This is a genomic window from Pseudomonas sp. HY7a-MNA-CIBAN-0227 (assembly GCF_040310325.1).
Taxonomy (GTDB): Bacteria; Pseudomonadota; Gammaproteobacteria; order Pseudomonadales; family Pseudomonadaceae; genus Aquipseudomonas.
The window spans coordinates 1-22928 of sequence record NZ_JBEOPT010000008.1; the positions used below are offsets into that span (position 1 = coordinate 1).

The following is a 22928-nucleotide window of genomic DNA, read 5'->3' on the forward strand; positions in this document are numbered from 1 at the left end:
GCGCAAGCGCTTGGGCTGGAAGACGCCGTACGAAGTGCATACAGGGGTGAGCGTTGCACTTATGTGTTGAATTCAGGTACCGTAGCTACCGCCAACAGCGCGGCCCAGGCCGATGCCTTGCTGCAACGTCAAGTTTTCGACCTGTGCTTCCTGGACCTGCGCCTGGGTGAAGACAACGGCCTTGATGTGCTAGCGCAAATGCGTATCCAGGCGCCGTGGATGCGCGTGGTCATCGTCACCGCCCACTCTGCTGTCGACACCGCAGTGGACGCCATTCAAGCCGGGGCTGCCGATTACCTCGTCAAACCCTGCAGCCCCGATCAACTGCGCCTGGCCACGGCTAAACAACTGGAAGTGCGCCAACTCTCGGCACGCCTGGAGGCCCTGGAAGGCGAAGTGCGCCAGCCCAAGGACGGCCTCGACTCCCATAGCCCGGCGATGATGGTGGTGCTGGAGACTGCTCGTCAGGTGGCCGGTACCGACGCCAACATCCTGATCCTCGGCGAATCCGGCACCGGTAAAGGTGAACTGGCCCGAGCGATCCACGGCTGGAGCAAACGGGCGAAGAAATCCTGCGTCACCATCAACTGCCCGTCGCTGACGGCCGAGTTGATGGAAAGCGAATTGTTCGGTCACAGCCGTGGCGCGTTTACAGGGGCCAGCGAAAGTACCTTGGGCCGTGTGAACCAGGCCGATGGCGGCACGCTATTTCTCGACGAGATCGGCGACTTTCCACTAACGTTGCAACCAAAATTGCTGCGTTTCATCCAGGACAAGGAGTATGAGCGAGTCGGTGATCCGGTGACCCGTCGCGCCGACGTGCGCATTCTGGCCGCTACCAACCTAAACCTGGAAGACATGGTCCGCGACGGTCGTTTCCGTGAAGACTTGTTGTATCGCCTGAACGTCATCACGTTGCATCTGCCGCCCCTGCGCGAACGCAGTGAAGATATCCTCACGCTCGCCGAGCGTTTCCTCGCGCGCTTCGTCAAGGAATACGCAAGACCGGCACGGGCCTTCAGCGATGAAGCACGTGAGGCGCTGCTCAACTACCGTTGGCCAGGCAATATCCGCGAACTGCGCAACGTGGTCGAGCGCGCCAGCATCATCTGTCCCCAGGAAAAGGTTGAGATCAGCCACTTGGGAATGGCCGAGCAACCGGCCAACAACTCACCGCGCATCGGCGCAGCGCTGAGCCTGGATGAACTGGAGAAAGCTCACATCGGTGCAGTGCTGGCCACCAGCGACACCCTTGACCAGGCGGCTAGAACCCTCGGCATTGATGCGTCGACGCTGTACCGCAAACGCAAACAATACAACCTGTGAGCTGTACTCTATGAAGCTTGCGATGAAACTGCGCACTCGGTTGTTCTTGAGTATTTCAGCTCTGATCACCGTTGCCCTGCTCGGGTTGCTGCTGGGTCTGGTGAGTGTCATGCGAATGGCCAAGACCCAGGAATCACTGATCCGCAGTAACTTCATCACCCTGGACCTGGGGCTAAAGCTGCGCCAGACTCTGGGTGACCAGTTAATGATCATGCTCAACGAGCGGCCGGACCAGGCCACACTACAAGCGTCCAAGCAGCAGTATTTCACCCTGCTGGCGCAAGGCATCGAACACGAACGCAAGGATGCCAAGAACAACAGCTTTACCCAGGCTAAAACCGATTATCTGAACTTCCTGCAAGCCTTCGAAGAAAGTGAAAATACGTCGCCATCGCTGCGCAACAACGACAAGCTCACCGCAAGCTTCAACGTGTTGCGCAACGGCCTGATCAGCGAACACAAGAAAGCCCTGGAAAACATCAACGATACTGAACAACAGTCAAGGGAACGGGCGCTATTGATTGCTGGCCTACTGGGGCTGGTGGGGCTGGCCGTGCTGATCATCGGCTTCATCACCGCCCACGGCATCGCCCAACGTTTTGGCGGGCCTATCGAGGCGTTAGCCAAGGCCGCCGACAAGATCGGCCAAGGTAATTTCGAGGTAACGCTGCCCATCTCCTCGGCGGCAGAGATGAACCTGCTGACCCGGCGTTTCGGCATCATGGCCGAAGCCTTGCGCCAGCATCAGGCAACCAACATCGATGAGCTGCTCGCCGGTCAGCAACGCCTGCAGGCGGTTCTCGACAGCATCGACGACGGTTTGTTGATGATTGACCGCCAGGGGCACCTGGAGCACCTTAACCCAGTGGCACAGCGCCAGTTGGGTTGGGACGCAGACCGCTTGGGACTGAGCCTTGGCGAAGCTCTCGGGCGTCCTGAGCTGGATGAACAACTGCACTTGGTACTTCGCGGCGGCAACCTGGAACGGGCGCCTGAAGACTTGGAAGTAGAGGTTGAAGGTGAACTGCGTCTGCTGACCTACAGCCTGACGCCCGTCAGCCATACCCAAGGGCATATCCTGGGAGCGGTGATGGTGCTGCATGACGTCACCGAGCAACGGGCCTTCGAGCGGGTGCGCAGCGAATTCGTGTTGCGCGCCTCCCATGAGTTGCGCACACCGGTCACCGGCATGCATATGGCGTTCGGGCTGTTCCAGGAGCGGGCGAAGTTCCCTCCCGAGTCTCGCGAAGCCGACCTGCTGAGCACGGTGAATGAAGAAATGCAGCGTCTGATGCAGTTGATCAACGACTTGCTGAACTTCTCCCGCTACCAGAACGGCCTGCAAAAACTCACCCTGGCGCCCTGCGATATCACCGATCTGCTTGAACATGCCCGCGCCCGGTTTACCGAGCAGGCTAATGTGCAAAACATTGAGTTACTGATCGAAGAGCAATCCCAACTCCCCAGGTTGCACGCCGATCAAGCGCAGTTGGAACGAGTGCTCGACAACCTTCTGGGCAATGCCTTACGGCACACCGCCGAAGGCGGACAAATCCGCTTGCAGGCACGCCGCCATGGCGAGCGGGTGATTGTCAGCGTCGAAGACAATGGCGAAGGCATCGCCTATGGACAGCAGGGGCGAATCTTCGAACCCTTTGTTCAGGTGGGACGCAAGAAAGGCGGCGCCGGCCTTGGCCTGGCGCTGTGCAAGGAGATCGTGCAACTGCACGGCGGCCGCATGGGGGTGTACTCGCGGCCAGGGCAGGGGACGCAGTTTTACATGGCGTTGCCGCTATAAGCTTGAACGGCAGGGTTCAAGCTTATAGCGTGCCGCTTGAAGCGTGCAGCTGACGCCCGTTCAACGCCTGCAAAATCGCCGCGCTTTCGGCGTCCGGTGTCCCGTCAAACAGCGACGCTCGGAAATGCATCTGGAACGCCGCCAGCACGTGCCGCGTGGCCACATCCAGCTCGCCTGTTTGCGGCGTCGCGTAGCCCAGTCGCGCCAACTCCTCCTGAAACCAGGTAATACTCGGCAGCTCGTTGGCATACTGCGCTTGAAAGCCCGCGACTACCTGGGCGTCCGGCCAAACCCCAAGCCCTTCATCGGCCAGGCGTTTCCAGGGGAACAACGGACCAGGATCCAGTTTGCGCAGTGGCGCGATGTCGCTATGGCCAATGATGTAGCGCGGGTCAATCTTGTTCCGCTTGCTGATGTCCTTGAGCAAGATCACCAACGACTGGACCTGCGCCTCGGAATAGGGATACCAGACACGGCCCGTCGGCGTATCGCGATAACCCTGATTGACGATCTCGATTCCGATGGAGCTGGAGTTGAGCCAAGTGCGGCCCAGCCATTCGCTTTCTCCGGCGTGCCAGGCACGCTGACTTTCATCCACCAACTTATAAATGGTGGCAGACGCATCGTCGCCAATCAGGTAATGGCTGCTGACCTGGCCATGAGTCAATAGCGCCAGCGAACGTTCCAAGGAAGTCGACGTATAGTGCACGATGACGAACTGCACACGGTTGTCGTAATTCGCCGAAGGATGGCTGGTATCCAGGCGAGGACCGCTCGCGCAGCCGGCGAGCATCAAAAACAGAAAGGCAGAGCACAGAAATTTCATGGCAGCAAACAGTACACTAAAGACGATAATGCAACAGTGTAACGTACCGCTTGCCGCCAAGAAGCCAAAAGCCAGCTTTTATACAAAATGGAACATTTTTCAGGCCATCTGCACCTGATTGCGCCCTGCGGCCTTGGCCCGGTATAGCGCCTCGTCGGCACGCTTGAGCGCCAAGTCACTGCGTTCTCCAGACTGAAACTGCGCCATGCCGATAGACATCGTGATTGTCACTCGCTCGCCCTTGAAGTGAAACGGACAGGCTTCGATGGCAGCACGCAGGGTTTCACCCAACGCCAACGCCTCGACCACGGTTGAATCAGGCATCAGCAGGACAAACTCCTCACCGCCAAAACGCGCGATAAAGTCAGTTGGCCTCAAGCGCTTGCTCAGCACGCTGGCAATGATTTTCAGCACCTTGTCGCCGGCCAGGTGGCCGTAGCTGTCATTGATGCGTTTGAAGTGATCCAGGTCCAGCATCGCCAGTGACAGACTATTGCCGCACTGATGCCAAGCGTTGACTTCATATTCCAGACGTTCGCTCCAGGCAGCGCGGTTGGGCAATCCGGTAAGCGGATCGATCAAGGCTTTCTGGCGCTGCACCTCAAGGTGCTCACGATAGCCCAAGGCCTCCTGCTCCATGTTGGCGACTCGTTCCGCCAAACCCTGCAATCGCGCGGCGACTTCGTGCTCGCGCTGGTCACGCTGCTGCTGGTGCTGGTCCATAGTGCCCAGCAACCCTTCAAGGTGGCTTTCCAGCACATGCTTGAGGCTGTCCAGGTCAGCAGCTTCCTGGACGCTGCTTTGCAGGCCATCCACCTGCTCGCGAATTTGCGTATCCAGCTCCCGTGCCGCCGTGCGGCTGTCGGCGTGCCCGTCACTGGCGGCCTGCAGGTTGCCCTGAAACGCTTCAAGACGCTCGTTAAGCTGCTTGAGGTAGGTCTCGAACTCGTGCTGACCGCTGTCGGTGATGGCCAGCATCAATACGGCCAAATCATCGAGGATCGGCAACAATTCGTACCAATTCAGTCCATGGGTGAGGCGCTCGCGCATGGCTTCGGCCTGGGGGCGGTAACGTTCAGGCAAGGCCAGGTCTTCCAGCAGGCCCAGCAGGGTATCTTCAATGTGTTTGGCCACTGAGCTGTAGGAAGGCTCAGGGGAGTCCGGCAGGGCGTAAATCACCTCTGGCTGCGGCCCTTCAGGGTCTATCTCGATCGACTCTTCAGCCATTACCGGCGGCAAGGACAGGCTACCGATCACCGTCAGTTCCGGCACGCTGGCCTGGACCTGCAGCGGTGGCGCCATGGCGGCGAGGGTACTCTGCGATGGCAGATCAGTCGCCACATCGACAGGTTGCTGCTGTTCTGAAACTTCGGCGACGTGCACCGGCACATCGATGAGCGGTGCCTGGGGCGCGGCGGCAATGAGTCGGGGAGTTTGCGGCGCATCGCTGGCGACCTTGACCGTGTCTATCATCGGCACACGCGCAGCATCAGGTACCGACTCAACGACCACAGGCGTCGCAACTGCCAGCGGTAGCGGGGCAAAGGCCCGCAACGCCTGTGTCAGTTCAGGCGCCAGGGCCGGCTTGGGCGGGCGGCTTACCTCGGCGGCAGGCTGTGGCTGGGCAGCAGGAGGCCGCGGCAAAGCCACCGTTGCCACCTGCGGCGCCTCTCCTGCGGCCTCTTTCGCGCCAAACAGGCGTTGCAACAGCCCAGGGCGATCGGGTTCGCCATCCACCTCCAGGTTATTCAAGGCTTGGCCTTGAAGGCCACTCAGCTCACTGAGCAGCAGCGGAATCTCCCGAGCCTGGCCAACGCGACTGTCCAACTGCTTGGCGAAGCTCTTCAGCGGGCGGCTCACTTCGCGGGGCAAGGGCAACGCCTGCAATTGAGTCACCAACGCCGTCAATGCCGTACCGATCTGATCAACACGGGTTTCGCGGCGCTGCTCGGAGTCCAGCACCGCTTTTTCCAGGCGCGGCAACAAAGCAGCCAATGCTGCGTCCATGTCGTCGGTGCGAACGACGTCACGCATCTCCTTCATGCACTGGTCAACCGCCCGATCAGTCCCCTCGGCCGCCAACGTGCTGCGCACCAGGCCACGACGCAACAGGTCGAGACGAGCGGCCCAACGGCGTTCGAGCTTTTCTTGTTGCTCGATGTTTAACAGGTACTTTTCTTTCCAGCGCTGGGCGTCGTCGCTCATGCAAGGGGTCCGCGAGGGCCAGGGCTCAACGCGGGCAATGCATCAGCCGTGAGCGAACCCGGCAGACGAATCTCTACCGCGACCGGCAGGTGATCGGAGATGGGTTGCGCCAATACCTGTACGCTTTCGAGTGTCAGGGTAGGGCTCAGCAGGATGTGATCAAGGCAACGTTGCGGGCGCCAACTGGGGAATGTGGCTTCAACTTGCGGAGCCAGCAACCCAAGGTCGCGCAACGGGGAATTCTGTAGCAGGTCACTGGCATGGGTATTCATGTCACCCATCAGCACCTGATGTTTGTAGTCGCCAATCAGCTCACGGATGTAGGCCAATTGCATGGTCCGGGCTCGAGCCCCTAGCGCCAGGTGCATCATCACCACCACCAGCGCCTCCGGCCCTTCGCCGAAACGCACGAGAATCGCACCGCGCCCCTTGGGGCCTGGCAACGGGTGATCCTCGATCGCCCACGGTTTCAAACGGCTGAGCACACCATTACTGTGCTGCCCGAGTTTTCCGAGGTTGCGATTGAGTTGTTGATACCAGTAGGGAAAGGCGCCCAACTGGGCCAGGTGCTCGACCTGATTGACATAGCCGGAGCGCAGGCTGCCGCCGTCGGCCTCCTGCAGGGCTACCAGGTCGAAGTCACCCAATAGATCGCCAATCTTTTGCAGATTGCCGGCACGCCCATTGTGGGGCAGCAAGTGCTGCCAGCCACGGGTCAGGTAATGCCGATATTTCTCGGTACTGATCCCCACCTGGATATTGAAGCTGAGCAGGCGCAGCCGGCTGTCTGCCGGCAGGCCCGTGGATTCCAGATGGTGTTCGTTGACCTGCGGATCATGCAGGCCTACGACGCGTTCGGTACCCCAACGCCGCATGGCGAGCCCCTTACTTGGCTGCGCGCTCTTTGGCGATCAGTTGGTCGGCAATGTTCAGGGTCTGCTCCGGACCACCGGAAGTGCCCAGGTCAAAGCGATATTTGCCGTTGACGATCATAGTTGGAACGCCTTGCACGCCGTACTTTTGCGCAAGCTCCTTGGCTTTGGTGATCTGACCCTTGATGGCAAAGGAGTTAAAGGTCGCAATAAACTTGTCCTTGTCGACACCCTGGGTGGCAACAAAGTTAGCCATATCGTCAACCTTGGTCAGTGGCTTGCGATCTTTCTGGATGGCCTCGAACACTGCGTTGTGGACCTTATGCTCGACACCCATGGCTTCCAGGGTCAGGAACAACTGGCCATGGGCATCCCATGCGCCGCCGAACATGGCTGGAATACGCACGAAGTTCACGTCCGATGGCAGCTTTTCGACCCACGGATTGATGATCGGCTCAAACGAGTAGCAATGCGGGCAGCCATACCAGAACAGCTCCACCACTTCGATCTTACCTGGCACGGAAACCGGCACTGGGTTGCTTAACTCAATATAGGTTTTACCCGCCTCAAGCGGCACATCGGCGGCTTGCGCGGTCATGCCGAAGAGGCTGGCAGTGACGAGAGCGGCGCTGAGGATCAGATTACGCATGCTTTACTCCTGGACAAATAAAGTCGCCTCGCGCGACCTTTATTCAGACAGGTCTACACGGGCATGAGTTCGTTAGTGTAACGGTAGCAGCCACAAAAAAGGGCGGCCTAAGCCACCCTTTTTATGCTCGCATCGATAGATTAATCGAGCGTTAACGTTGCAAGAGATGCATAGCCCCGCAACGTTTAGTCATCCCGGCCTTACTTGTGCAGGCCTTGGATGTAGCTCGATACCGCAGCGATGTCTTCGTCGCTCAGCTTACGGGCGATAGTACGCATGGTTTGAGCATCGCCATCGTTGGCACGGCCGCCGTCTTCCTTGCGGAAATCGGTCAACTGCTTGGCAATGTACGTAGCATGCTGCCCACCCAGATGCGGGAAGCCTGCGGCAGCGTTGCCGGAACCGTCCGGCGAATGGCAGCCGGTGCAGGCTGGTAGGCCTTTTGCCAGATCACCACCACGGAACAAGGCCTCACCGCGTTTTACAATTTTTGGATCGGCCGCACCCACACTGCCTGCCTGACTGGCGTAATAAGCCGCGATATCCGCCAGATCCTGATCACTGAGATTAGTCAGCAAGCCGGTCATTTCCAGGACAGTACGCTTGCCGTCCTTGATGTCGTGCATTTGCTTGGTCAGGTATTTTTCACCCTGGCCTGCGAGCTTCGGAAAATTGGGCGCCGGGCTGTTGCCATCCGGTCCATGGCAAGCACCACATACGGCGGCTTTCGCCTGGCCAGCAGTGGCGTCGCCTGCAGCATGGGCAACACCGGTGATGCCCAAGGTCAACAGCAGACTCACGATCAGTTTGTTCATCAGCTAATCCAACTACGGCTAAGGGTTAAAGAGTTATGGACCGGGTTTACTCGCTCATCCAACGGATGATGGCCTGGTAATCCTCGGTACTGCAGTCCATGCACAAACCACGCGGCGGCATCGCCTTGAAACCCTGGGTCACGTGCTGCACCAGCGTATCCATGCCTTGCGCCAGTCTCGGCGCCCAAGCGGCCTGATCACCCCGTTTGGGGGCGGTCGGCAACTGTCCGGCATGACAGGCCACGCAAGCGCGGTTGTACATGGCTTCCGGATCCTGTGTAGCCTGAGCGCTGTAAAACGGCATCAAGACACCGGCAGCTAGCAGCCATTTCGTCATACGACGACCTTTACAGGGTTTGAGAGCGTTTTGCGTTCTAATGCGCAATATAGGTCTTTCGCTCCCGCGAACTTCATCCTTCGCTTGGACAAAGCACACACAAAATCTGCGGCATTATATACTGGCGCTACTGAAACGGAAACGACACCGCTTGCCGCACCCATTCCCGGCACCGCCCACATCGGAAATCTCATGCAACTCAAGAACCCCATCCTCGGCCTGTGCCAACAGTCCACCTTCATGCTCAGCGCCGCCAAAGTCGACCAATGCCCCGACGACGAGGGCTTTGAAGTCGCCTTCGCGGGCCGTTCCAATGCCGGAAAATCCAGCGCGCTGAACACCTTGACCCATGCCAGCCTGGCCCGCACCTCGAAAACCCCTGGGCGCACACAGCTGCTCAACTTCTTCAAGCTAGACGATGATCGGCGTCTGGTCGACCTGCCGGGCTACGGTTACGCGAAAGTACCTATCCCGCTGAAGCTGCACTGGCAGCGTCACCTGGAAGCCTATCTGGGTGGTCGGGAGAGTTTGAAGGGGCTGATTCTGATGATGGACATCCGTCATCCAATGACCGATTTCGACCTGCTAATGCTCGATTGGGCAGTCGCCAGCGGCATGCCGATGCACATTTTGCTGACCAAGGCCGACAAGCTGACCTATGGCGCAGCAAAAAACACCCTGCTCAAAGTGCAGGCGGACATTCGTAAAGGCTGGGGTGATGCGGTGACGATCCAGCTGTTCTCGGCGCCGAAACGCCTGGGCCTGGAAGACGCCTACACCGTGCTGGCAGGCTGGATGGAGCTGGCGGACAAGGGTTCGGAAGCTGCTGGCGAGTAAAAGCTACAGGCAAAAAAAACCCCGGACTTCGCATGGGGAGGGGAAGTTCGGGGTCCAAGTTCCGGACCGCTAGGGCGGGATCCAGATATCTGCCAACACTTAACACAACATAGGAGCATTGAAGGGCTTCACCACCCATTCAGTAACTCTGAGTGACTTTTCATCGGTTAAGTTCCGGCGCTCCGGGAAACTATTGGAAATAACCGTCGGCTGTTTCCGATCTAAAAAGCTCAAAAGGGCGTGTTTGCGCGACAGCGTGCCGCAGCAAACGCCCTTCGTGGCGACTGATCAATGCGCCTCGTCCCAGTTATTGCCCACCCCGACTTCAACCAACAACGGCACATCCAGCGTCGCTGCGCTGCTCATGTGCAGGCGAATTTCCTCGCGAACCTTGTCCACCAGATCCTCGCGAACCTCCAGCACCAGTTCATCGTGCACTTGCAGGATGACTTTGGCGTCCAAGCCAGACTCAGCCAGCCAGTTATCAACCGCCACCATGGCTTTCTTGATGATGTCAGCGGCCGTGCCCTGCATTGGCGCGTTAATCGCCGTGCGCTCGGCGCCTTTGCGCAAGGCCGCGTTTTTCGCGTTGATTTCCGGCAAGTACAGGCGACGACCGAAAATAGTTTCCACATAACCCTGTTCGGCCGCCTGGGCGCGGGTGCGCTCCATGTACGCCAGCACGCCAGGGTAACGGGCGAAGTAGCGGTCGATATAGGCCTGCGATTGCTTGCGGTCGACGCCGATCTGCTTGGCCAGGCCAAAGGCGCTCATGCCATAGATAAGCCCGAAGTTGATCGCCTTGGCACTACGACGCTGATCAGTGTTAACAGCGTCCAGTTCCACGCCAAACACTTCCGCCGCTGTCGCCTTGTGCACGTCCAGGTCATTGCGGAAGGCGTGCAGCAGCCCTTCGTCCTTGGCCAGGTGAGCCATGATCCGCAGCTCGATTTGCGAGTAGTCCGCCGCCAGTAGCTTGTAGCCCTTGGGCGCGACGAAGGCTTGACGAATTCGTCGGCCTTCGGCAGTGCGGATCGGAATGTTCTGCAAGTTCGGGTCGCTGGAAGACAAGCGTCCGGTAGCCGCCACCGCTTGATGATAAGAGGTGTGAATTCGCCCGGTGCGCGGGTTGATCTGCTCCGGAAGGCGGTCGGTGTAGGTGCTTTTCAGCTTACTCATGGAGCGGTATTGCATCAGCACTTTGGGCAGCAGGAAATCCTGGTCTGCCAACTCGGCGAGCACCGCTTCAGCGGTGGAGGCCTGGCCCTTGGCAGTCTTGCTGAGAACCGGATAGCCGAGCTTCTCGTACAAAATCGCTCCCAGCTGTTTAGGTGAGCCTAGGTTGAACTCCTCACCGGCGATTTCAAAGGCTTCGCGCTCCAGGGCGACCATTTTCTCGCCCAGCTCGACACTTTGAACACCCAGCAACTTGGCATCCACCAGCGCGCCCTGGCGCTCGATACGTGCCAGCACCGGCACCAACGGCATTTCGATGTCCGACAACACGCTTGCCAGACTCGGGATCGCCGCCAGTTGCGCATGCAGGGTCTGATGCAAGCGCAAGGTCACATCGGCATCTTCGGCAGCGTAGGGGCCGGCCTGCTCCAGGGAAATCTGGTCAAAGGTCAACTGTTTGGCACCCTTGCCAGCAATGTCCTGGAAACTGACAGTGCTGTGGCCCAGGTATTTCAGGGCCAGGCTGTCCATATCGTGGCGGGTCGCGGTGGAGTCGAGAACGTAGGACTCCAACATAGTGTCGTAGGCAATGCCCTGCACCGTGATACCGCAACGCTGATCGCCGCCAATGGCGCAGTTAGCCAGAATATTCATGTCGAACTTGGCGTGCTGACCGACCTTGAGCTTGGCCGGGTCTTCCAGAATGGGCTTCAAGGCGCGCAGCACGGTGTCGCGATCCAGCTGATCAGGCACGCCCATATAGGAGTGGGTCAACGGGATGTAGGCCGCTTCATAAGCCTCGACTGCAAAAGACAGGCCTACCAGTTGCGCCTGCTGCGCATCAATACCGGTGGTTTCGGTGTCGAAGGCGAACAACTTGGCGCTGCCGAGCTTCTTCAGCCAGACGTCGAAACGCGCCTGGTCAAGGATGGTTTCGTACTTGATCTCGGTATCGACAACGACTGTGTCAGCTACTGGTGCCATCACGTCCTGACCGGCACGTTTGGCATCGCGCTGAACATCTTCGTACCAGCTCTTGAATTCCAGCAAGGTGTACAACTCAAGCAGCTTCTCGCGATCCGGCTCGATCAGGTGCAAGTCTTCCAGGCCAACATCCAGCGGCACATCGACCTTGATCGTCGCCAACTGGTAGGACAGGAACGCCATCTCCTTATGCTCTTCAAGCTTGGCGGGTAAGGCCTTGGCACCACGAATCGGCAGTGTCGGGACAATATCGAGCTGCTCATAGAGCTCCTTCAAGCCACCGTTGACCCCCACCAGCAAACCGGAAGCCGTCTTGGGGCCAATACCCGGGACGCCTGGAATGTTGTCGGACGAGTCGCCCATCAGCGCCAGGTAGTCGATGATCTGCTCGGGAGCGACACCGAATTTTTCCTTCACTCCCTCAACGTCCATGGCGCTACCAGTCATGGTATTAACCAAGGTAATGTGCCCGTCGACCAACTGCGCCATGTCCTTGTCACCGGTGGAGATCACCACTGGCCGGTCGGCGGCCGCGCTACTGCGAGCCAGGGTGCCGATCACATCGTCCGCTTCTACGCCTTCGACACACAGCAGGGGGAAACCCAGGGCGATTACGCTGGCATGCAGCGGCTCGATCTGCACGCGCATGTCATCGGGCATACTCGGGCGATTGGCCTTGTACTCGGCATACATGTCATCGCGAAATGTCCCGCCCTTGGCGTCGAACACTACCGCGAACGGGCTGTCCGGGTACTGCTTGCGCAGGCTTTTGAGCATGTTCAACACGCCCTTGACCGCACCGGTCGGCAGGCCTTTGGAGGTGGTCAGCGGTGGCAGCGCATGGAAGGCGCGGTACAGGTAAGAAGAACCGTCCACCAGGACGAGGGGGGCTTGGCTCATGAGCAGGATCAACCTTTTCGGCGGGTCAGGCGCTAGAATAGCCAGACCAATGACAACAAAGGGACAAGGTTATCATGCGCGCACTGAATCGCCTGTTGTTGACCGGCTTGATTACAATCGCTCCGATGGCTGCCATCGCGGCCGACACCGTCCCCTCGGGAGACCCGGACGTTACCATCCGCACCGAAGGCGACAAGGAGATTCGGGAGTACCGCCAAAACGGCTTCCTGTATGCGATCAAGGTCACCGTCAAGGGTGCCCCACCCTATTTTCTGGTGCGCGCGGACGGAACCGATGCGAACTTCATCCGCTCGGACCAGCCGGATATGCTGATCCCGTCATGGAAGATCTTCGAATGGAAATGATTTCTTAACTTTAATCGGCGCTGCGCACTGTGGCGCCCGTACTGGCAGTTTTAACCATGTCTGTGTTCACCCCCCTGGCTCGGCCCGAGCTGGAAACCTTTCTCGCCCCTTACGGGCTCGGCCGCCTGCTTGACTTCCAGGGGATTGCCGCTGGTAGCGAAAACACCAACTTCTTCATCAGCCTGGAAAAGGGCGAGTTTGTCCTGACCCTGGTTGAACGCGGCCCCGTCCAGGAAATGCCGTTTTTCATCGAGCTGCTGGACGTGCTCCACAAGGCCGGCCTTCCGGTGCCTTATGCCCTGCGCACCACCGACGGCGTGGCCTTGCGGGAATTGGCCGGCAAACCGGCACTTCTGCAACCACGCCTGGCAGGCAAGCACATCAAGGACGCCAACGCCCAGCACTGCGCGCAAGTGGGTGAACTGCTGGGTCATCTGCACCAAGCAACCCAGGCCAAGGTGCTGGAGCGCAAGACTGATCGCGGGCTGGACTGGATGCTCGACGAAGGTGCACAGCTGATCTCGCACCTCGATGAGGAACAGCGCCGCCTGCTGCAGGACGCACTGGACGAAATCCAGCAGCGCAAGGCGCAGATCCTGGCGCTGCCCCAGGCCAATATCCACGCCGACCTGTTTCGCGACAATGCGATGTTCGAAGGTACGCACCTGACCGGGCTGATCGACTTTTACAACGCCTGCTCGGGGCCGATGCTGTACGACGTGGCAATTGCCCTGAATGACTGGTGCTCGGATGCCGACGGTGTGATTGATGGCCAACGGGCACGGGCGATGCTGGGAGCCTATGCAGGTTTGCGACCGTTTACCGCCAAGGAAGCCGAGTTGTGGCCGACGATGTTGCGAGTGGCTTGCGTACGCTTCTGGCTGTCACGCCTGATCGCCGCCGAGACGTTTGCCGGCCAGGACGTGCTGATTCATGACCCGCGAGAGCTTCAGCAGCACTTGGCGCAACGCCAGCAGGTCAATACACCGCTGCCGTTCGCCCTGTAACAAACCGATTTTGCAGGGGCCTGCCTGGCTCCTACAACGACTCCAGGCACCCCGCTAGATCATTCCCCAACTTCTGCAGCACCTGCTCATAACCCTGAGCGGTAGCCGGCGTGTACCCTCCCAATGCATCCAGCTCTGCCAGCTTCACCGGCAAACCGGCCACCAACGTTTGCGCCAGGCGCGGACGCAATGGCGGCTCGCTGAACACACACGTCTTGCCAACTTCCTGCAAGCGGGCACGCATCGCCGCGACATGCTGTGCGCCGGGCTGCACTTCAGCGGCCACGCTGAACACGCCGGTGTGCTTGAGGCCGTAAGCATCTTCAAAGTAGTCGAACGCTTCATGGAACACGAAGTACGGCTTGCCGGCAACGCCAGACAAGCGCGCCTTCAAACGCACATCCAAGGCATCCAGACGGCCGTCAAAGGCTTGCAGGTTGCTCTGATAACGCTCGGCATTGGCCGGATCGGCAGCGCTGAGGTCCGCCGCCATGCGCGTTGCGATCACCCGGGCATTGATCGGTGATAGCCACAAATGGGCATCAAGGCTGCCAGGGCGATGATCGTGATCATGATCGTCGCCATCTTCGGAGTGGGAGTGGCCATCGTCGGCGAAGTGGCGCAGTTTAAGCCCTGGGAGGTCCTGAATGGCCACGGTCGGCAAGCTGCGACCTTTCAGGACTCGCGGCAGAAAGCCTTCCAGGTCGGGACCGATCCAATAAATCAGATCCACCGATTGCACACGCCGTACGTCGGAAGGACGCAGCGCGTAGTTATGAGGCGATGCTCCCGGTGGCAGCAACACCTCTGGGACCGCCACGCCGTCCTGCACAGCGGCCGCAATCAGTTGCAGGGGTTTGATACTGGTAAGCACCCGAACCTCGGCCTGAGCGGTGCCAGTAATGAATAAACTGGTGACGAAAACGACAAAAATGGGAAAAAGTCGGGACACGATAACCACTCAAGGGCGTAGGAACAGGTAACATAATAACGTCTCTCACAAATATCTGTCGCCGCTCATGCCCAAAACACCGCTTGCCAGCCGTCCCCATGACCACTCTCACTGCGTCCACAGCGCGCTGTCAGAGGCCGACGCCCTGTGCGCGCGTCAAGGCCTGCGCCTGACCGCCTTGCGGCGCCGGGTGCTGGAACTGGTCTGGCAAAGCCACAAGCCGCTGGGTGCCTACGACATTCTTGGCGTACTCAGCGAACAGGACGGCCGCCGTGCCGCACCGCCGACGGTCTATCGGGCGCTGGATTTCCTGCTGGAGAACGGCCTTGTGCATCGCATCTCCTCACTGAACGCCTTTGTCGGCTGCAATCACCCGGAACACGCCCACCAGGGCCAGTTCCTGATCTGCCGCGAATGCCACGCTGCCATCGAGCTTGAGCAAAAAATCATCAGCGACGCCATCATCAAAAGCGCCAGTGATGTCGGCTTCAACGTCGAAGGGCAAACCGTCGAAGTGGTCGGCATCTGCTCGGGTTGTCAGGGGGCTTGATGAGCACTGCGCTAATCCGCCTGGAGCAGGTCGGGGTCACGTTCGCCGGGCAAAGCGTGCTGGACAACATCCACTTGAGCGTCGAGCCAGGCCAGATCGTTACGCTGATCGGCCCCAACGGTGCCGGCAAGACCACCCTGGTGCGCGCCGTACTCGGCTTGCTCAAGCCCGACCGTGGCAGCGTCTGGCGCAAACCGAAGCTGCGTGTGGGCTATATGCCGCAAAAGCTGCATGTCGACCCGACCTTGCCGCTATCGGTATTGCGGTTCCTGCGTTTGGTGCCTGGCGTGGACCGCGCCCGTGTCCAATCTGCCCTGAAGGAAGTCGGCGCCGAACAAGTGATCGACAGCCCGGTGCAAAGTATCTCCGGCGGTGAAATGCAACGCGTGCTGCTGGCCCGCGCCCTGTTGCGCGAACCCCAGTTACTGGTACTCGATGAACCTGTGCAGGGCGTCGACGTCGCCGGCCAGGCCGAGCTGTACAGCCTGATCACCCGCCTGCGAGACCGCCATGGCTGCGGCGTGCTGATGGTTTCCCACGATTTGCATCTGGTCATGAGCACTACTGACCAAGTGGTGTGCCTCAATCGTCACGTTTGCTGCTCCGGCCACCCGGAACAAGTCAGCGGCGACCCGGCCTTTGTCGAGCTGTTCGGCAAAAACGCCCAGAGCCTGGCCGTCTACCACCATCGCCACGATCACGCCCATGACCTGAATGGCGCAGTGGTCGACGAAACCCCGGCCCCCCACACCCACGTTCACGGAGATAGCTGCAAGCATGGCTGATTTTCTGCTCTACGCCCTGCTGGCAGGCTTGGCTCTGGCACTGGTGGCGGGCCCGCTGGGCTCGTTTGTGGTCTGGCGACGCATGGCCTATTTTGGCGATACCTTGTCCCACGCCGCTCTGCTGGGCGTGGCCATGGGCTTTTTGCTGGACGTCAGCCCCACCATCGCCGTGACCGTCGGCTGCCTGCTGCTGGCGGTGCTGCTGGTGACTTTGCAACAGCGCCAGCCACTGGCGTCCGACACGCTTTTGGGAATTCTCGCCCCCAGCACCCTAGCGCTGGGGCTGGTGGTACTAAGCTTCATGCATGAAGTACGGATCGACCTGATGGCCTATCTGTTCGGCGACCTGCTGGCGATCAGCCCTACCGACCTGGCCTGGATCCTCGGCGGCAGCGCCGCGGTGCTCATTTTGCTGGTGACCCTGTGGCGCCCATTGCTGGCGATCACTGTCCATGAAGAGCTGGCCACCGTCGAAGGACTGCCCGTCGCAGCGCTACGCATGACCCTGATGTTGCTGATCGCCGTGGTGATTGCTGTCGCGATGAAGATTGTCGGCGTATTGTTGATCACCTCGCTGCTGATCATTCCCGCGGCAGCTGCCCAACGTCATGCCCGCTCTCCGGAGCAAATGGCGGCCGGCGCCAGCGTGCTGGGGATGATTGCCGTGTGTGGTGGTCTGGCGCTGTCCTGGTTCAAGGACACACCGGCCGGGCCATCGATTGTGGTCACGGCAGCCGCGCTGTTTCTGCTGAGTTTTGTCCTGCCCCGTCGAGGGGTGTAGACTTGCTCGCTTTTTGCGCAATTAGAGAGTCGCAGGAATGAAGCCGTTCACCTCCCGTTATCTGCTCCTTGCCGCATTTTCCCTGCTGCTGGGCGCCTGCCAAAGCACACCGCCCGTCGCCCCCGAGGTTCCGGATGCGCGGGCTACGGCCATCGCACAGCTGGAACAAAACCTCGCCAGCAGCGAACTGGCTACCGCCGAAGATCAACTTGCCGCGTTGCAGGCCCAATCGCCTAACGATCCGACGCTGGAACCCTATCAGCGTCAATTGGCCGAAGCCTACTTGCAGCGCAGCCAGATCGTCCTGCAAAAAGGTGATGTCAACGCCGCAGCCACGGCCCTGAGCCGCGCCCGGGCGTTGATGCCCAAGGCACCGGCGCTGACCGGTGGCGTCAACAGCGCCATCGCCCACGCCCGTAAAGCGGAACTGGATAAAGCCGAAGCCGCGCTGAAGGCTGCCGAAGCCAAGCCACCGGCCAAGGTCATCGACCCGGCCGCTGAAAGCACTACCGTGGCACTGAACCTCACCGACATTGAGAAATTGCGCCATCAACTGGATGCGATTGCCACCGATGTGGTGAATTACCAGTGCGACGTCAGCATCCAGGCGCCGCGCACCGAGGATTACCCGTGGCTGGCCACCTTGCTGACCAAACGGGTGAAACGGATTGACTCGGGGTATGACCTGAAGATTCACCGGCAAATTCTGAAAAATATCCCAGCTCAGGTTGTGCTGATTCCGCGCAAGCCGGACTGACGCCAATCACTGTAGGAGCGAGCTTGCTCGCTCCTACAGTTTTAATCGCAGTTTAGGCCGGAATAGCCTTGGCCTTAGGCTCCCGATCCCAAACCCGATGTTGGGCAATCGCCGCAAAAAACGCCTTCAACGCCTTGGCATCCCCGCCGACAATCAACCCCGCATCCACCTCCAGCTTCAACACATCCAACAATTGCTTCGCCTCGCCGGCCAACGCAATCGCCTTCAAATGCTTGTACGCCTCCAGCAGGTAATGCAGAGCCACGCCATCGCCGCTCAACGCCTGCACCGACTTCGCTCCGCCCGGCACAAACACGGCATCGAACGCCACAGACGGCGAGCCTTCCATCGACGCATCCACCGGCAGGCTCTTGCCATCGGCGGTGGTCACCGGTGCCGACGTCGGCCCCAGTAGCTTGGCGTGTGCACCTTGCGCCATCAGCGCCTTCTTCAACGCATCAATTGCTGCGCCATCAACTCCGTTGGCCGCCAGAATCGCCACTTTGCGGGTCTTGATATCACCCGAAAGCAAGTTGGCCTGGCTCAACGCCGGCGAACGCTCAGGAGCCGTCTTGCGCTCAGGCAGCGTGCCTTTTTTCGGCACTGGCAAGCCGAGGTTCTGCGCAACACGCTTGGCCAGTTCCAGGTCAATATTGGCCAGGATCTCGTTGACCTGACGGGCACGGATAAACTCGCGCTCCACTTTGCCCAACTCAAAGCTGTAGGCGGCAATGATGTGTTCCTGCTCGGGCTTGCTCATGCTGCGGAAAAACAACCGGGCCTGGGAGAAGTGATCGCTGAACGATTCACTGCGCTCGCGGATCTTGTGGGCATCGACGCGTTCTGGATAGGTTTCAAACCCGCCGTCTTGCGCAGCCGGCGGGGTTTCCTTCGGCCACCCGCCATCAATCGAGTTCGGCTCGTAGGAGGCGCGCCCCTTGTCGATGGTAGTGCGGTGCATGGCATCGCGCTGGCCGTTATGGAACGGCGATACCGGGCGATTGATCGGCAACTCATGAAAGTTCGGCCCGCCCAGTCGGCTGATCTGCGTGTCGGTATAGGAAAACAGCCGGCCTTGCAGCAGCGGATCGTTGGAGAAGTCGATGCCCGGTACGATATGCCCAGGGCAGAACGCCACTTGCTCGACTTCGGCAAAGAAATTGTCCGGGTTGCGGTTAAGCACCATCTTGCCCAGCGGCGTGATCGGCACCAGTTCTTCAGGAATCAGCTTGGTTGGGTCGAGAATGTCGAAGTCGAACGTGTGCTCGTCTTCCTCGGCGAGGATCTGCACGCCCAACTCCCATTCCGGGTAGTCGCCGCCCTCGATGGACTCCCACAGGTCGCGACGATGGTAGTCGGCATCTTTACCTGCAAGCTTTTGCGCCTCATCCCACACCAGCGAGCAGGTGCCAACGGTCGGCCGCCAGTGGAATTTGACGAAGCTGGACTTACCTTCAGCGTTGATCAAACGAAAGGTGTGAACGCCAAAACCTTGCATGCTTCGTAGGTTTTTTGGAATCGCCCGGTCAGACATCGCCCAAATCACCATATGGGCCGATTCCGGCTGCAGCGAAACAAAGTCCCAAAAGGTATCGTGGGCCGAACCGCCGGTAGGCATCTCGTTATGCGGCTCAGGCTTTACCGCATGGACGAAGTCGGGAAACTTGATCGCGTCCTGAATAAAAAACACCGGCATATTGTTGCCCACCAGATCGAAGTTGCCTTCTTCGGTAAAGAATTTCACCGCAAAACCGCGCACGTCACGCACGGTATCACCAGAGCCCCGAGGGCCCTGCACAGTGGAAAAGCGGGTGAAGACCGGGGTTTTATGGCCAGGGTCTCGCAGAAAACCAGCCTTGGTCAGCGCCGAATGGTTTTCATAGGTCTGGAAATAACCATGAGCACCGGTGCCACGGGCATGAACAATGCGCTCCGGGATGCGCTCATGGTCAAAGTGCGTGATTTTTTCACGCATGATGAAGTCTTCCAACAGCGAAGGGCCTCGGGAGCCGACCTTCAAGCTGTTCTGGTTGTCGGAGACTTTTACACCTTGATTGGTACGCAGCGCCTGGCCCGTTGCGTCGGAGCGGAATTTTTCCAGGCTGCGCAGCTTCTCATTGGTGTTGCCACGGTCCAGGGTGTCGGTACCCGCCAGTTCGCTCTTGGGCGGGGTCACTGGTTTTTTAGTGCTCATCAGACAAAAACTCCTCGTTTGCGTAGGCCAGAGCGATCCCCGGCTCTTTTTGAGCAAAACCCCAGGCACGGCACCTGGGTATTTCGAGTTGCTTAAGTAGTGACTGACACTGTTTTGGACCGTTCCTTTTTTATGACCTTTGATCGTGTTATTGCCAAATCGCTGGTCGGATGCGAAATAAATGCTAAGAGCCTCTATACGGACAGGCTAAAATGCGCGCCCGGCTAACCGCTGATCCCTTTTTAATGCGCCCCACAAGGTTCGCTACGTGATCGAGTTTCATAACGTCCACAAAACCTACCGGGTCGCCGGTAAGGATATCCCCGCGCTGCACCCCACCAGCCTGCGGGTCGAGAATGGCCAGGTGTTCGGCCTGATTGGTCACTCTGGCGCGGGAAAAAGCACGCTGCTGCGCCTGATCAATCGCCTGGAAGAGCCAAGTGGTGGCCAGATCAAGGTAGATGACGAAGAAGTCACCGCCTTGGATGCCAACGGTTTGCGCCGTTTCCGGCAGCAGGTCGGGATGATCTTCCAGCACTTCAACCTGCTGGCCTCCAAGACTGTCGCCGACAACGTGGCGTTGCCACTGATCCTGGCGGGCGAATTGTCGCGCCGCGAGATCAACCAGCGTGTTGCTCAATTGCTGGAGCGTGTCGGCCTGTCGGACCACGCCAAGAAGTACCCGGCCCAGTTGTCCGGCGGCCAGAAGCAACGCGTCGGCATCGCCCGCGCCCTGGCCACCAAGCCGAAAATCCTGCTGTGCGATGAGGCCACCAGCGCCCTCGACCCGCAGACCACCGCCTCAGTCCTGCAATTGCTGGCCGAGATCAACCGCGAGTTGAAGCTGACCATCGTGCTGATCACCCATGAAATGGACGTGATCCGTCGGGTTTGCGATCAGGTGGCTGTGATGGACGCCGGCGTCATCGTCGAGCAAGGCTCCGTGGCTGACGTATTCCTGCACCCCAAGCACCCGACCACCAAACGCTTCGTGCAAGAGTCCGAACAGGTCAACGAAGGCGAGCAGCGTGATGACTTCGCCCACGTTCCTGGCCGCATCGTGCGCCTGACGTTCCAGGGCGAAGCAACCTACGCGCCGCTGCTCGGTACTGTCGCTCGCGAAACGGGCGTGGACTACAGCATCCTCGCCGGCCGTATCGACCACATCAAAGACACTCCCTATGGGCAACTGACCCTGGCCATCACCGGCGGCGACATGGATGCAGCGTTCACCCGCTTCACCGCGGCCGATGTCCACATGGAGATCCTGCGTTAATGGACGATTTACTGCATTACTTCGACCAGGTTGACTGGACGGACATCTGGGTCGCCACCGGCGACACCATGCTCATGCTCAGTACCTCCCTGCTCTTCACCGTGCTGGTAGGCCTGCCGCTGGGCATTCTGCTGTTCCTGTGCAGCCCACGACAATTGCTGGAGCAGAAAACTACCTACTCGGTACTGGCCTTCGTGGTTAACGCGATACGCTCCCTGCCATTTATCATCCTGTTGATTGTGATGATTCCCACCACCGTCTTCCTTACGGGCACCTCCCTGGGCGTGGCCGGCGCGATTCCACCGCTGGTGGTCGGCGCGTCGACGTTCTTCGCCCGGCTGGTGGAAACCGCCCTGCGCGAAGTGGATCGAGGCATCATTGAGGCGACGCAGGCCATGGGCGCGACTACCCGGCAGATCATCATGAACGCCCTGCTACCCGAGGCGCGTCCCGGCATCATCGCGGCCATCACCGTCACAGCCATCGCGTTGGTGGGTTATACCGCCATGGCGGGCGTGGTGGGTGCCGGCGGCCTGGGCGACCTGGCAATCCGCTATGGTTATCAGCGCTTTCAGGACGACGTAATGGTTGTCACCGTGGTGATGCTGATCGTGCTGGTGCAAATTCTACAAACCATCGGCGACAAGCTGGTGACGCACTTTTCTCGAAAATAACGGCCATTCCCGGCCAAAAGTTGGCCAATGTCCGAATAAGGAGCTTGCTGGATGAAAAAACTACTGGTTGCTTTTGCCGCCGTTGCCGCGTTTTCCGCCCACGCCGCCGAGACCCTGACAGTCGCCGCGACGCCGGTGCCTCACGCCGAAATCCTCGAATTCATCAAGCCAGCACTGGCCAAGGAAGGCGTTGATCTGAAGGTCAAAGTCTTCACCGACTACGTTCAGCCGAACGTGCAAGTGGCCGAAAAACGCCTGGACGCCAACTTCTTCCAGCACCAGCCGTACCTGAATGAGTTCAACAAGGCCAAGGGCACAAACCTGGTGAGCGTTGCCGGTGTGCACCTGGAGCCATTGGGCGTCTACTCCAGCAAATACAAGTCCCTGGCCGAGCTGCCAGACGGCGCCAATGTGGTGATCCCCAACGACGCCACCAACGGCGGCCGTGCGCTGTTGCTGCTGGAGAAAGCCGGCCTGATCAAATTGAAGGACTCGACCAACATCCTGTCGACCATCAAGGACATCACCGAAAATTCGAAAGGCCTGAAATTCCGCGAACTGGAGGCCGCCACCATCCCGCGCGTGCTGACCCAGGTCGACCTGGCACTGATCAACACCAACTACGCCCTGGAAGCCAAGCTGGACCCGTCCAAGGACGCCCTGGTGATCGAAGGTAGCGACTCGCCTTACGTCAACATCCTGGTAGCGCGCCCGGACGACAAGGACTCGGACGCCATGAAGAAGCTGGTCGCAGCCCTGCACAGCCCAGAAGTGAAAGCGTTCATTCTTGAGAAGTACAAAGGCGCAGTATTGCCAGCGTTCTGATCCAAAGCTGAAACAACAAAAACCCCATCCTACTTAC

21 protein-coding genes are annotated in these 22928 nt (G+C 59.4%); 12 read left to right on the forward strand and 9 right to left on the reverse strand.

What is annotated here, in order from left to right; all coding sequences use genetic code 11:
• The first annotated feature begins 63 nt into the window (after positions 1 to 63).
• On the forward strand, positions 64 to 1326 hold the full coding sequence (gene algB / locus AAEZ06_RS14740; RefSeq protein ID WP_502948035.1) for a sigma-54-dependent response regulator transcription factor AlgB: 1263 nt from the start codon (positions 64 to 66) through the stop codon (positions 1324 to 1326).
• Positions 1327 to 1336: 10 nt separating this feature from the next.
• Positions 1337 to 3124 (forward strand): KinB sensor domain-containing domain, encoded by a 1788-nt coding sequence (locus tag AAEZ06_RS14745; protein WP_149412748.1) that lies wholly within the window; start codon positions 1337 to 1339, stop codon positions 3122 to 3124.
• Between the two features lie 22 nt (positions 3125 to 3146).
• Here the strand turns inward: AAEZ06_RS14745 and AAEZ06_RS14750 are convergent, their stop codons facing one another.
• The 6 genes from AAEZ06_RS14750 to AAEZ06_RS14775 all read right to left on the reverse strand — a co-directional run bounded on the left by AAEZ06_RS14750 (position 3147) and on the right by AAEZ06_RS14775 (position 8828).
• On the reverse strand, positions 3147 to 3950 hold the full coding sequence (locus AAEZ06_RS14750) for an N-acetylmuramoyl-L-alanine amidase (RefSeq protein ID WP_149412749.1): 804 nt from the start codon (positions 3948 to 3950) through the stop codon (positions 3147 to 3149).
• 99 nt (positions 3951 to 4049) lie between these two features.
• The gene (locus AAEZ06_RS14755; protein ID WP_149412750.1) at positions 4050 to 6155 is read right to left on the reverse strand and encodes a GGDEF domain-containing protein; all 2106 of its coding nucleotides are present in this window, start codon (positions 6153 to 6155) and stop codon (positions 4050 to 4052) included.
• The gene (locus tag AAEZ06_RS14760; RefSeq protein WP_149412751.1) at positions 6152 to 7030 is read right to left on the reverse strand and encodes an endonuclease/exonuclease/phosphatase family protein; all 879 of its coding nucleotides are present in this window, start codon (positions 7028 to 7030) and stop codon (positions 6152 to 6154) included. Before AAEZ06_RS14760 ends, AAEZ06_RS14755 begins: the two co-directional genes overlap by 4 nt.
• A gap of 10 nt (positions 7031 to 7040) precedes the next feature.
• Complete coding sequence (locus AAEZ06_RS14765; protein WP_149412752.1) at positions 7041 to 7676, reverse strand: thiol:disulfide interchange protein DsbA/DsbL; 636 nt, start codon at positions 7674 to 7676, stop codon at positions 7041 to 7043.
• Positions 7677 to 7876: 200 nt separating this feature from the next.
• Positions 7877 to 8491, reverse strand: a complete 615-nt coding sequence (locus tag AAEZ06_RS14770) for a c-type cytochrome (protein ID WP_149412753.1) — start codon at positions 8489 to 8491, stop codon at positions 7877 to 7879.
• Positions 8492 to 8537: 46 nt separating this feature from the next.
• Positions 8538 to 8828, reverse strand: a complete 291-nt coding sequence (locus AAEZ06_RS14775; protein ID WP_133100558.1) for a c-type cytochrome — start codon at positions 8826 to 8828, stop codon at positions 8538 to 8540.
• Between the two features lie 192 nt (positions 8829 to 9020).
• Here AAEZ06_RS14775 and yihA point away from each other — a divergent pair, with 192 nt between their 5' ends.
• On the forward strand, positions 9021 to 9665 hold the full coding sequence (yihA, locus tag AAEZ06_RS14780; RefSeq protein WP_149412754.1) for a ribosome biogenesis GTP-binding protein YihA/YsxC: 645 nt from the start codon (positions 9021 to 9023) through the stop codon (positions 9663 to 9665).
• A 288-nt stretch (positions 9666 to 9953) separates the two neighbouring features.
• Here the strand turns inward: yihA and polA are convergent, their stop codons facing one another.
• A complete protein-coding gene (polA, locus tag AAEZ06_RS14785; RefSeq protein WP_350614991.1) occupies positions 9954 to 12725 on the reverse strand; it encodes a DNA polymerase I in 2772 nt (923 codons plus the stop codon).
• A 74-nt stretch (positions 12726 to 12799) separates the two neighbouring features.
• Between polA and AAEZ06_RS14790 the strand changes: the two genes are divergently transcribed.
• Together AAEZ06_RS14790 and AAEZ06_RS14795 are read left to right on the forward strand one after the other, a co-directional pair.
• Positions 12800 to 13090, forward strand: a complete 291-nt coding sequence (locus AAEZ06_RS14790) for a DUF2782 domain-containing protein (protein ID WP_350614993.1) — start codon at positions 12800 to 12802, stop codon at positions 13088 to 13090.
• Between the two features lie 56 nt (positions 13091 to 13146).
• Complete coding sequence (locus AAEZ06_RS14795) at positions 13147 to 14097, forward strand: homoserine kinase (RefSeq protein WP_149412757.1); 951 nt, start codon at positions 13147 to 13149, stop codon at positions 14095 to 14097.
• 31 nt (positions 14098 to 14128) lie between these two features.
• Here AAEZ06_RS14795 and AAEZ06_RS14800 read toward each other — a convergent pair whose 3' ends face one another.
• On the reverse strand, positions 14129 to 15058 hold the full coding sequence (locus AAEZ06_RS14800) for a zinc ABC transporter substrate-binding protein (protein WP_350614996.1): 930 nt from the start codon (positions 15056 to 15058) through the stop codon (positions 14129 to 14131).
• Between the two features lie 58 nt (positions 15059 to 15116).
• Between AAEZ06_RS14800 and zur the strand changes: the two genes are divergently transcribed.
• Genes zur through AAEZ06_RS14820 form a run of 4 tightly spaced genes read left to right on the forward strand, consistent with a single transcriptional unit; the run spans position 15117 to position 17922 of the window.
• A complete protein-coding gene (gene zur, locus AAEZ06_RS14805; RefSeq protein ID WP_149412759.1) occupies positions 15117 to 15599 on the forward strand; it encodes a zinc uptake transcriptional repressor Zur in 483 nt (160 codons plus the stop codon).
• The gene (znuC, locus tag AAEZ06_RS14810; protein ID WP_149412760.1) at positions 15599 to 16384 is read left to right on the forward strand and encodes a zinc ABC transporter ATP-binding protein ZnuC; all 786 of its coding nucleotides are present in this window, start codon (positions 15599 to 15601) and stop codon (positions 16382 to 16384) included. Before zur ends, znuC begins: the two co-directional genes overlap by 1 nt.
• The gene (gene znuB, locus AAEZ06_RS14815; protein WP_149412761.1) at positions 16377 to 17165 is read left to right on the forward strand and encodes a zinc ABC transporter permease subunit ZnuB; all 789 of its coding nucleotides are present in this window, start codon (positions 16377 to 16379) and stop codon (positions 17163 to 17165) included. The genes znuC and znuB overlap by 8 nt, the downstream gene beginning before the upstream one ends.
• Before the next feature lie 37 nt (positions 17166 to 17202).
• Positions 17203 to 17922 (forward strand): PA5502 family lipoprotein, encoded by a 720-nt coding sequence (locus AAEZ06_RS14820; RefSeq protein ID WP_350614999.1) that lies wholly within the window; start codon positions 17203 to 17205, stop codon positions 17920 to 17922.
• A gap of 52 nt (positions 17923 to 17974) precedes the next feature.
• Here AAEZ06_RS14820 and katE read toward each other — a convergent pair whose 3' ends face one another.
• Positions 17975 to 20116: a catalase HPII gene (gene katE, locus AAEZ06_RS14825; protein WP_149412763.1), complete on the reverse strand. Its 2142-nt coding sequence runs from the start codon at positions 20114 to 20116 to the stop codon at positions 17975 to 17977.
• A 268-nt stretch (positions 20117 to 20384) separates the two neighbouring features.
• Between katE and AAEZ06_RS14830 the strand changes: the two genes are divergently transcribed.
• Genes AAEZ06_RS14830 through AAEZ06_RS14840 form a run of 3 tightly spaced genes read left to right on the forward strand, consistent with a single transcriptional unit; the run spans position 20385 to position 22891 of the window.
• A complete protein-coding gene (locus tag AAEZ06_RS14830; protein ID WP_149412764.1) occupies positions 20385 to 21392 on the forward strand; it encodes a methionine ABC transporter ATP-binding protein in 1008 nt (335 codons plus the stop codon).
• Positions 21392 to 22066: a methionine ABC transporter permease gene (locus tag AAEZ06_RS14835; protein ID WP_149412765.1), complete on the forward strand. Its 675-nt coding sequence runs from the start codon at positions 21392 to 21394 to the stop codon at positions 22064 to 22066. Before AAEZ06_RS14830 ends, AAEZ06_RS14835 begins: the two co-directional genes overlap by 1 nt.
• Before the next feature lie 51 nt (positions 22067 to 22117).
• Complete coding sequence (locus tag AAEZ06_RS14840) at positions 22118 to 22891, forward strand: MetQ/NlpA family ABC transporter substrate-binding protein (protein ID WP_149412766.1); 774 nt, start codon at positions 22118 to 22120, stop codon at positions 22889 to 22891.
• The last annotated feature ends 37 nt before the right edge of the window (positions 22892 to 22928 follow it).

Bases quoted from the DNA above. Each gene is read 5' to 3' on its own strand.
- AAEZ06_RS14835 (WP_149412765.1), top strand. From the start codon at position 21,392: ATGGACGATTTACTGCATTACTTCGACCAGGTTGACTGGACGGACATC.
- polA (WP_350614991.1), bottom strand. From the start codon at position 12,725: ATGAGCCAAGCCCCCCTCGTCCTGGTGGACGGTTCTTCTTACCTGTAC.
- yihA (WP_149412754.1), top strand. From the start codon at position 9,021: ATGCAACTCAAGAACCCCATCCTCGGCCTGTGCCAACAGTCCACCTTC.
- AAEZ06_RS14770 (WP_149412753.1), bottom strand. From the start codon at position 8,491: ATGAACAAACTGATCGTGAGTCTGCTGTTGACCTTGGGCATCACCGGT.
- AAEZ06_RS14760 (WP_149412751.1), bottom strand. From the start codon at position 7,030: ATGCGGCGTTGGGGTACCGAACGCGTCGTAGGCCTGCATGATCCGCAG.
- AAEZ06_RS14765 (WP_149412752.1), bottom strand. From the start codon at position 7,676: ATGCGTAATCTGATCCTCAGCGCCGCTCTCGTCACTGCCAGCCTCTTC.
- znuB (WP_149412761.1), top strand. From the start codon at position 16,377: ATGGCTGATTTTCTGCTCTACGCCCTGCTGGCAGGCTTGGCTCTGGCA.
- AAEZ06_RS14750 (WP_149412749.1), bottom strand. From the start codon at position 3,950: ATGAAATTTCTGTGCTCTGCCTTTCTGTTTTTGATGCTCGCCGGCTGC.
- AAEZ06_RS14795 (WP_149412757.1), top strand. From the start codon at position 13,147: ATGTCTGTGTTCACCCCCCTGGCTCGGCCCGAGCTGGAAACCTTTCTC.
- AAEZ06_RS14775 (WP_133100558.1), bottom strand. From the start codon at position 8,828: ATGACGAAATGGCTGCTAGCTGCCGGTGTCTTGATGCCGTTTTACAGC.
- znuC (WP_149412760.1), top strand. From the start codon at position 15,599: ATGAGCACTGCGCTAATCCGCCTGGAGCAGGTCGGGGTCACGTTCGCC.
- AAEZ06_RS14820 (WP_350614999.1), top strand. From the start codon at position 17,203: ATGAAGCCGTTCACCTCCCGTTATCTGCTCCTTGCCGCATTTTCCCTG.
- AAEZ06_RS14840 (WP_149412766.1), top strand. From the start codon at position 22,118: ATGAAAAAACTACTGGTTGCTTTTGCCGCCGTTGCCGCGTTTTCCGCC.
- AAEZ06_RS14790 (WP_350614993.1), top strand. From the start codon at position 12,800: ATGCGCGCACTGAATCGCCTGTTGTTGACCGGCTTGATTACAATCGCT.
- katE (WP_149412763.1), bottom strand. From the start codon at position 20,116: ATGAGCACTAAAAAACCAGTGACCCCGCCCAAGAGCGAACTGGCGGGT.
- zur (WP_149412759.1), top strand. From the start codon at position 15,117: ATGCCCAAAACACCGCTTGCCAGCCGTCCCCATGACCACTCTCACTGC.
- AAEZ06_RS14745 (WP_149412748.1), top strand. From the start codon at position 1,337: ATGAAGCTTGCGATGAAACTGCGCACTCGGTTGTTCTTGAGTATTTCA.
- AAEZ06_RS14755 (WP_149412750.1), bottom strand. From the start codon at position 6,155: ATGAGCGACGACGCCCAGCGCTGGAAAGAAAAGTACCTGTTAAACATC.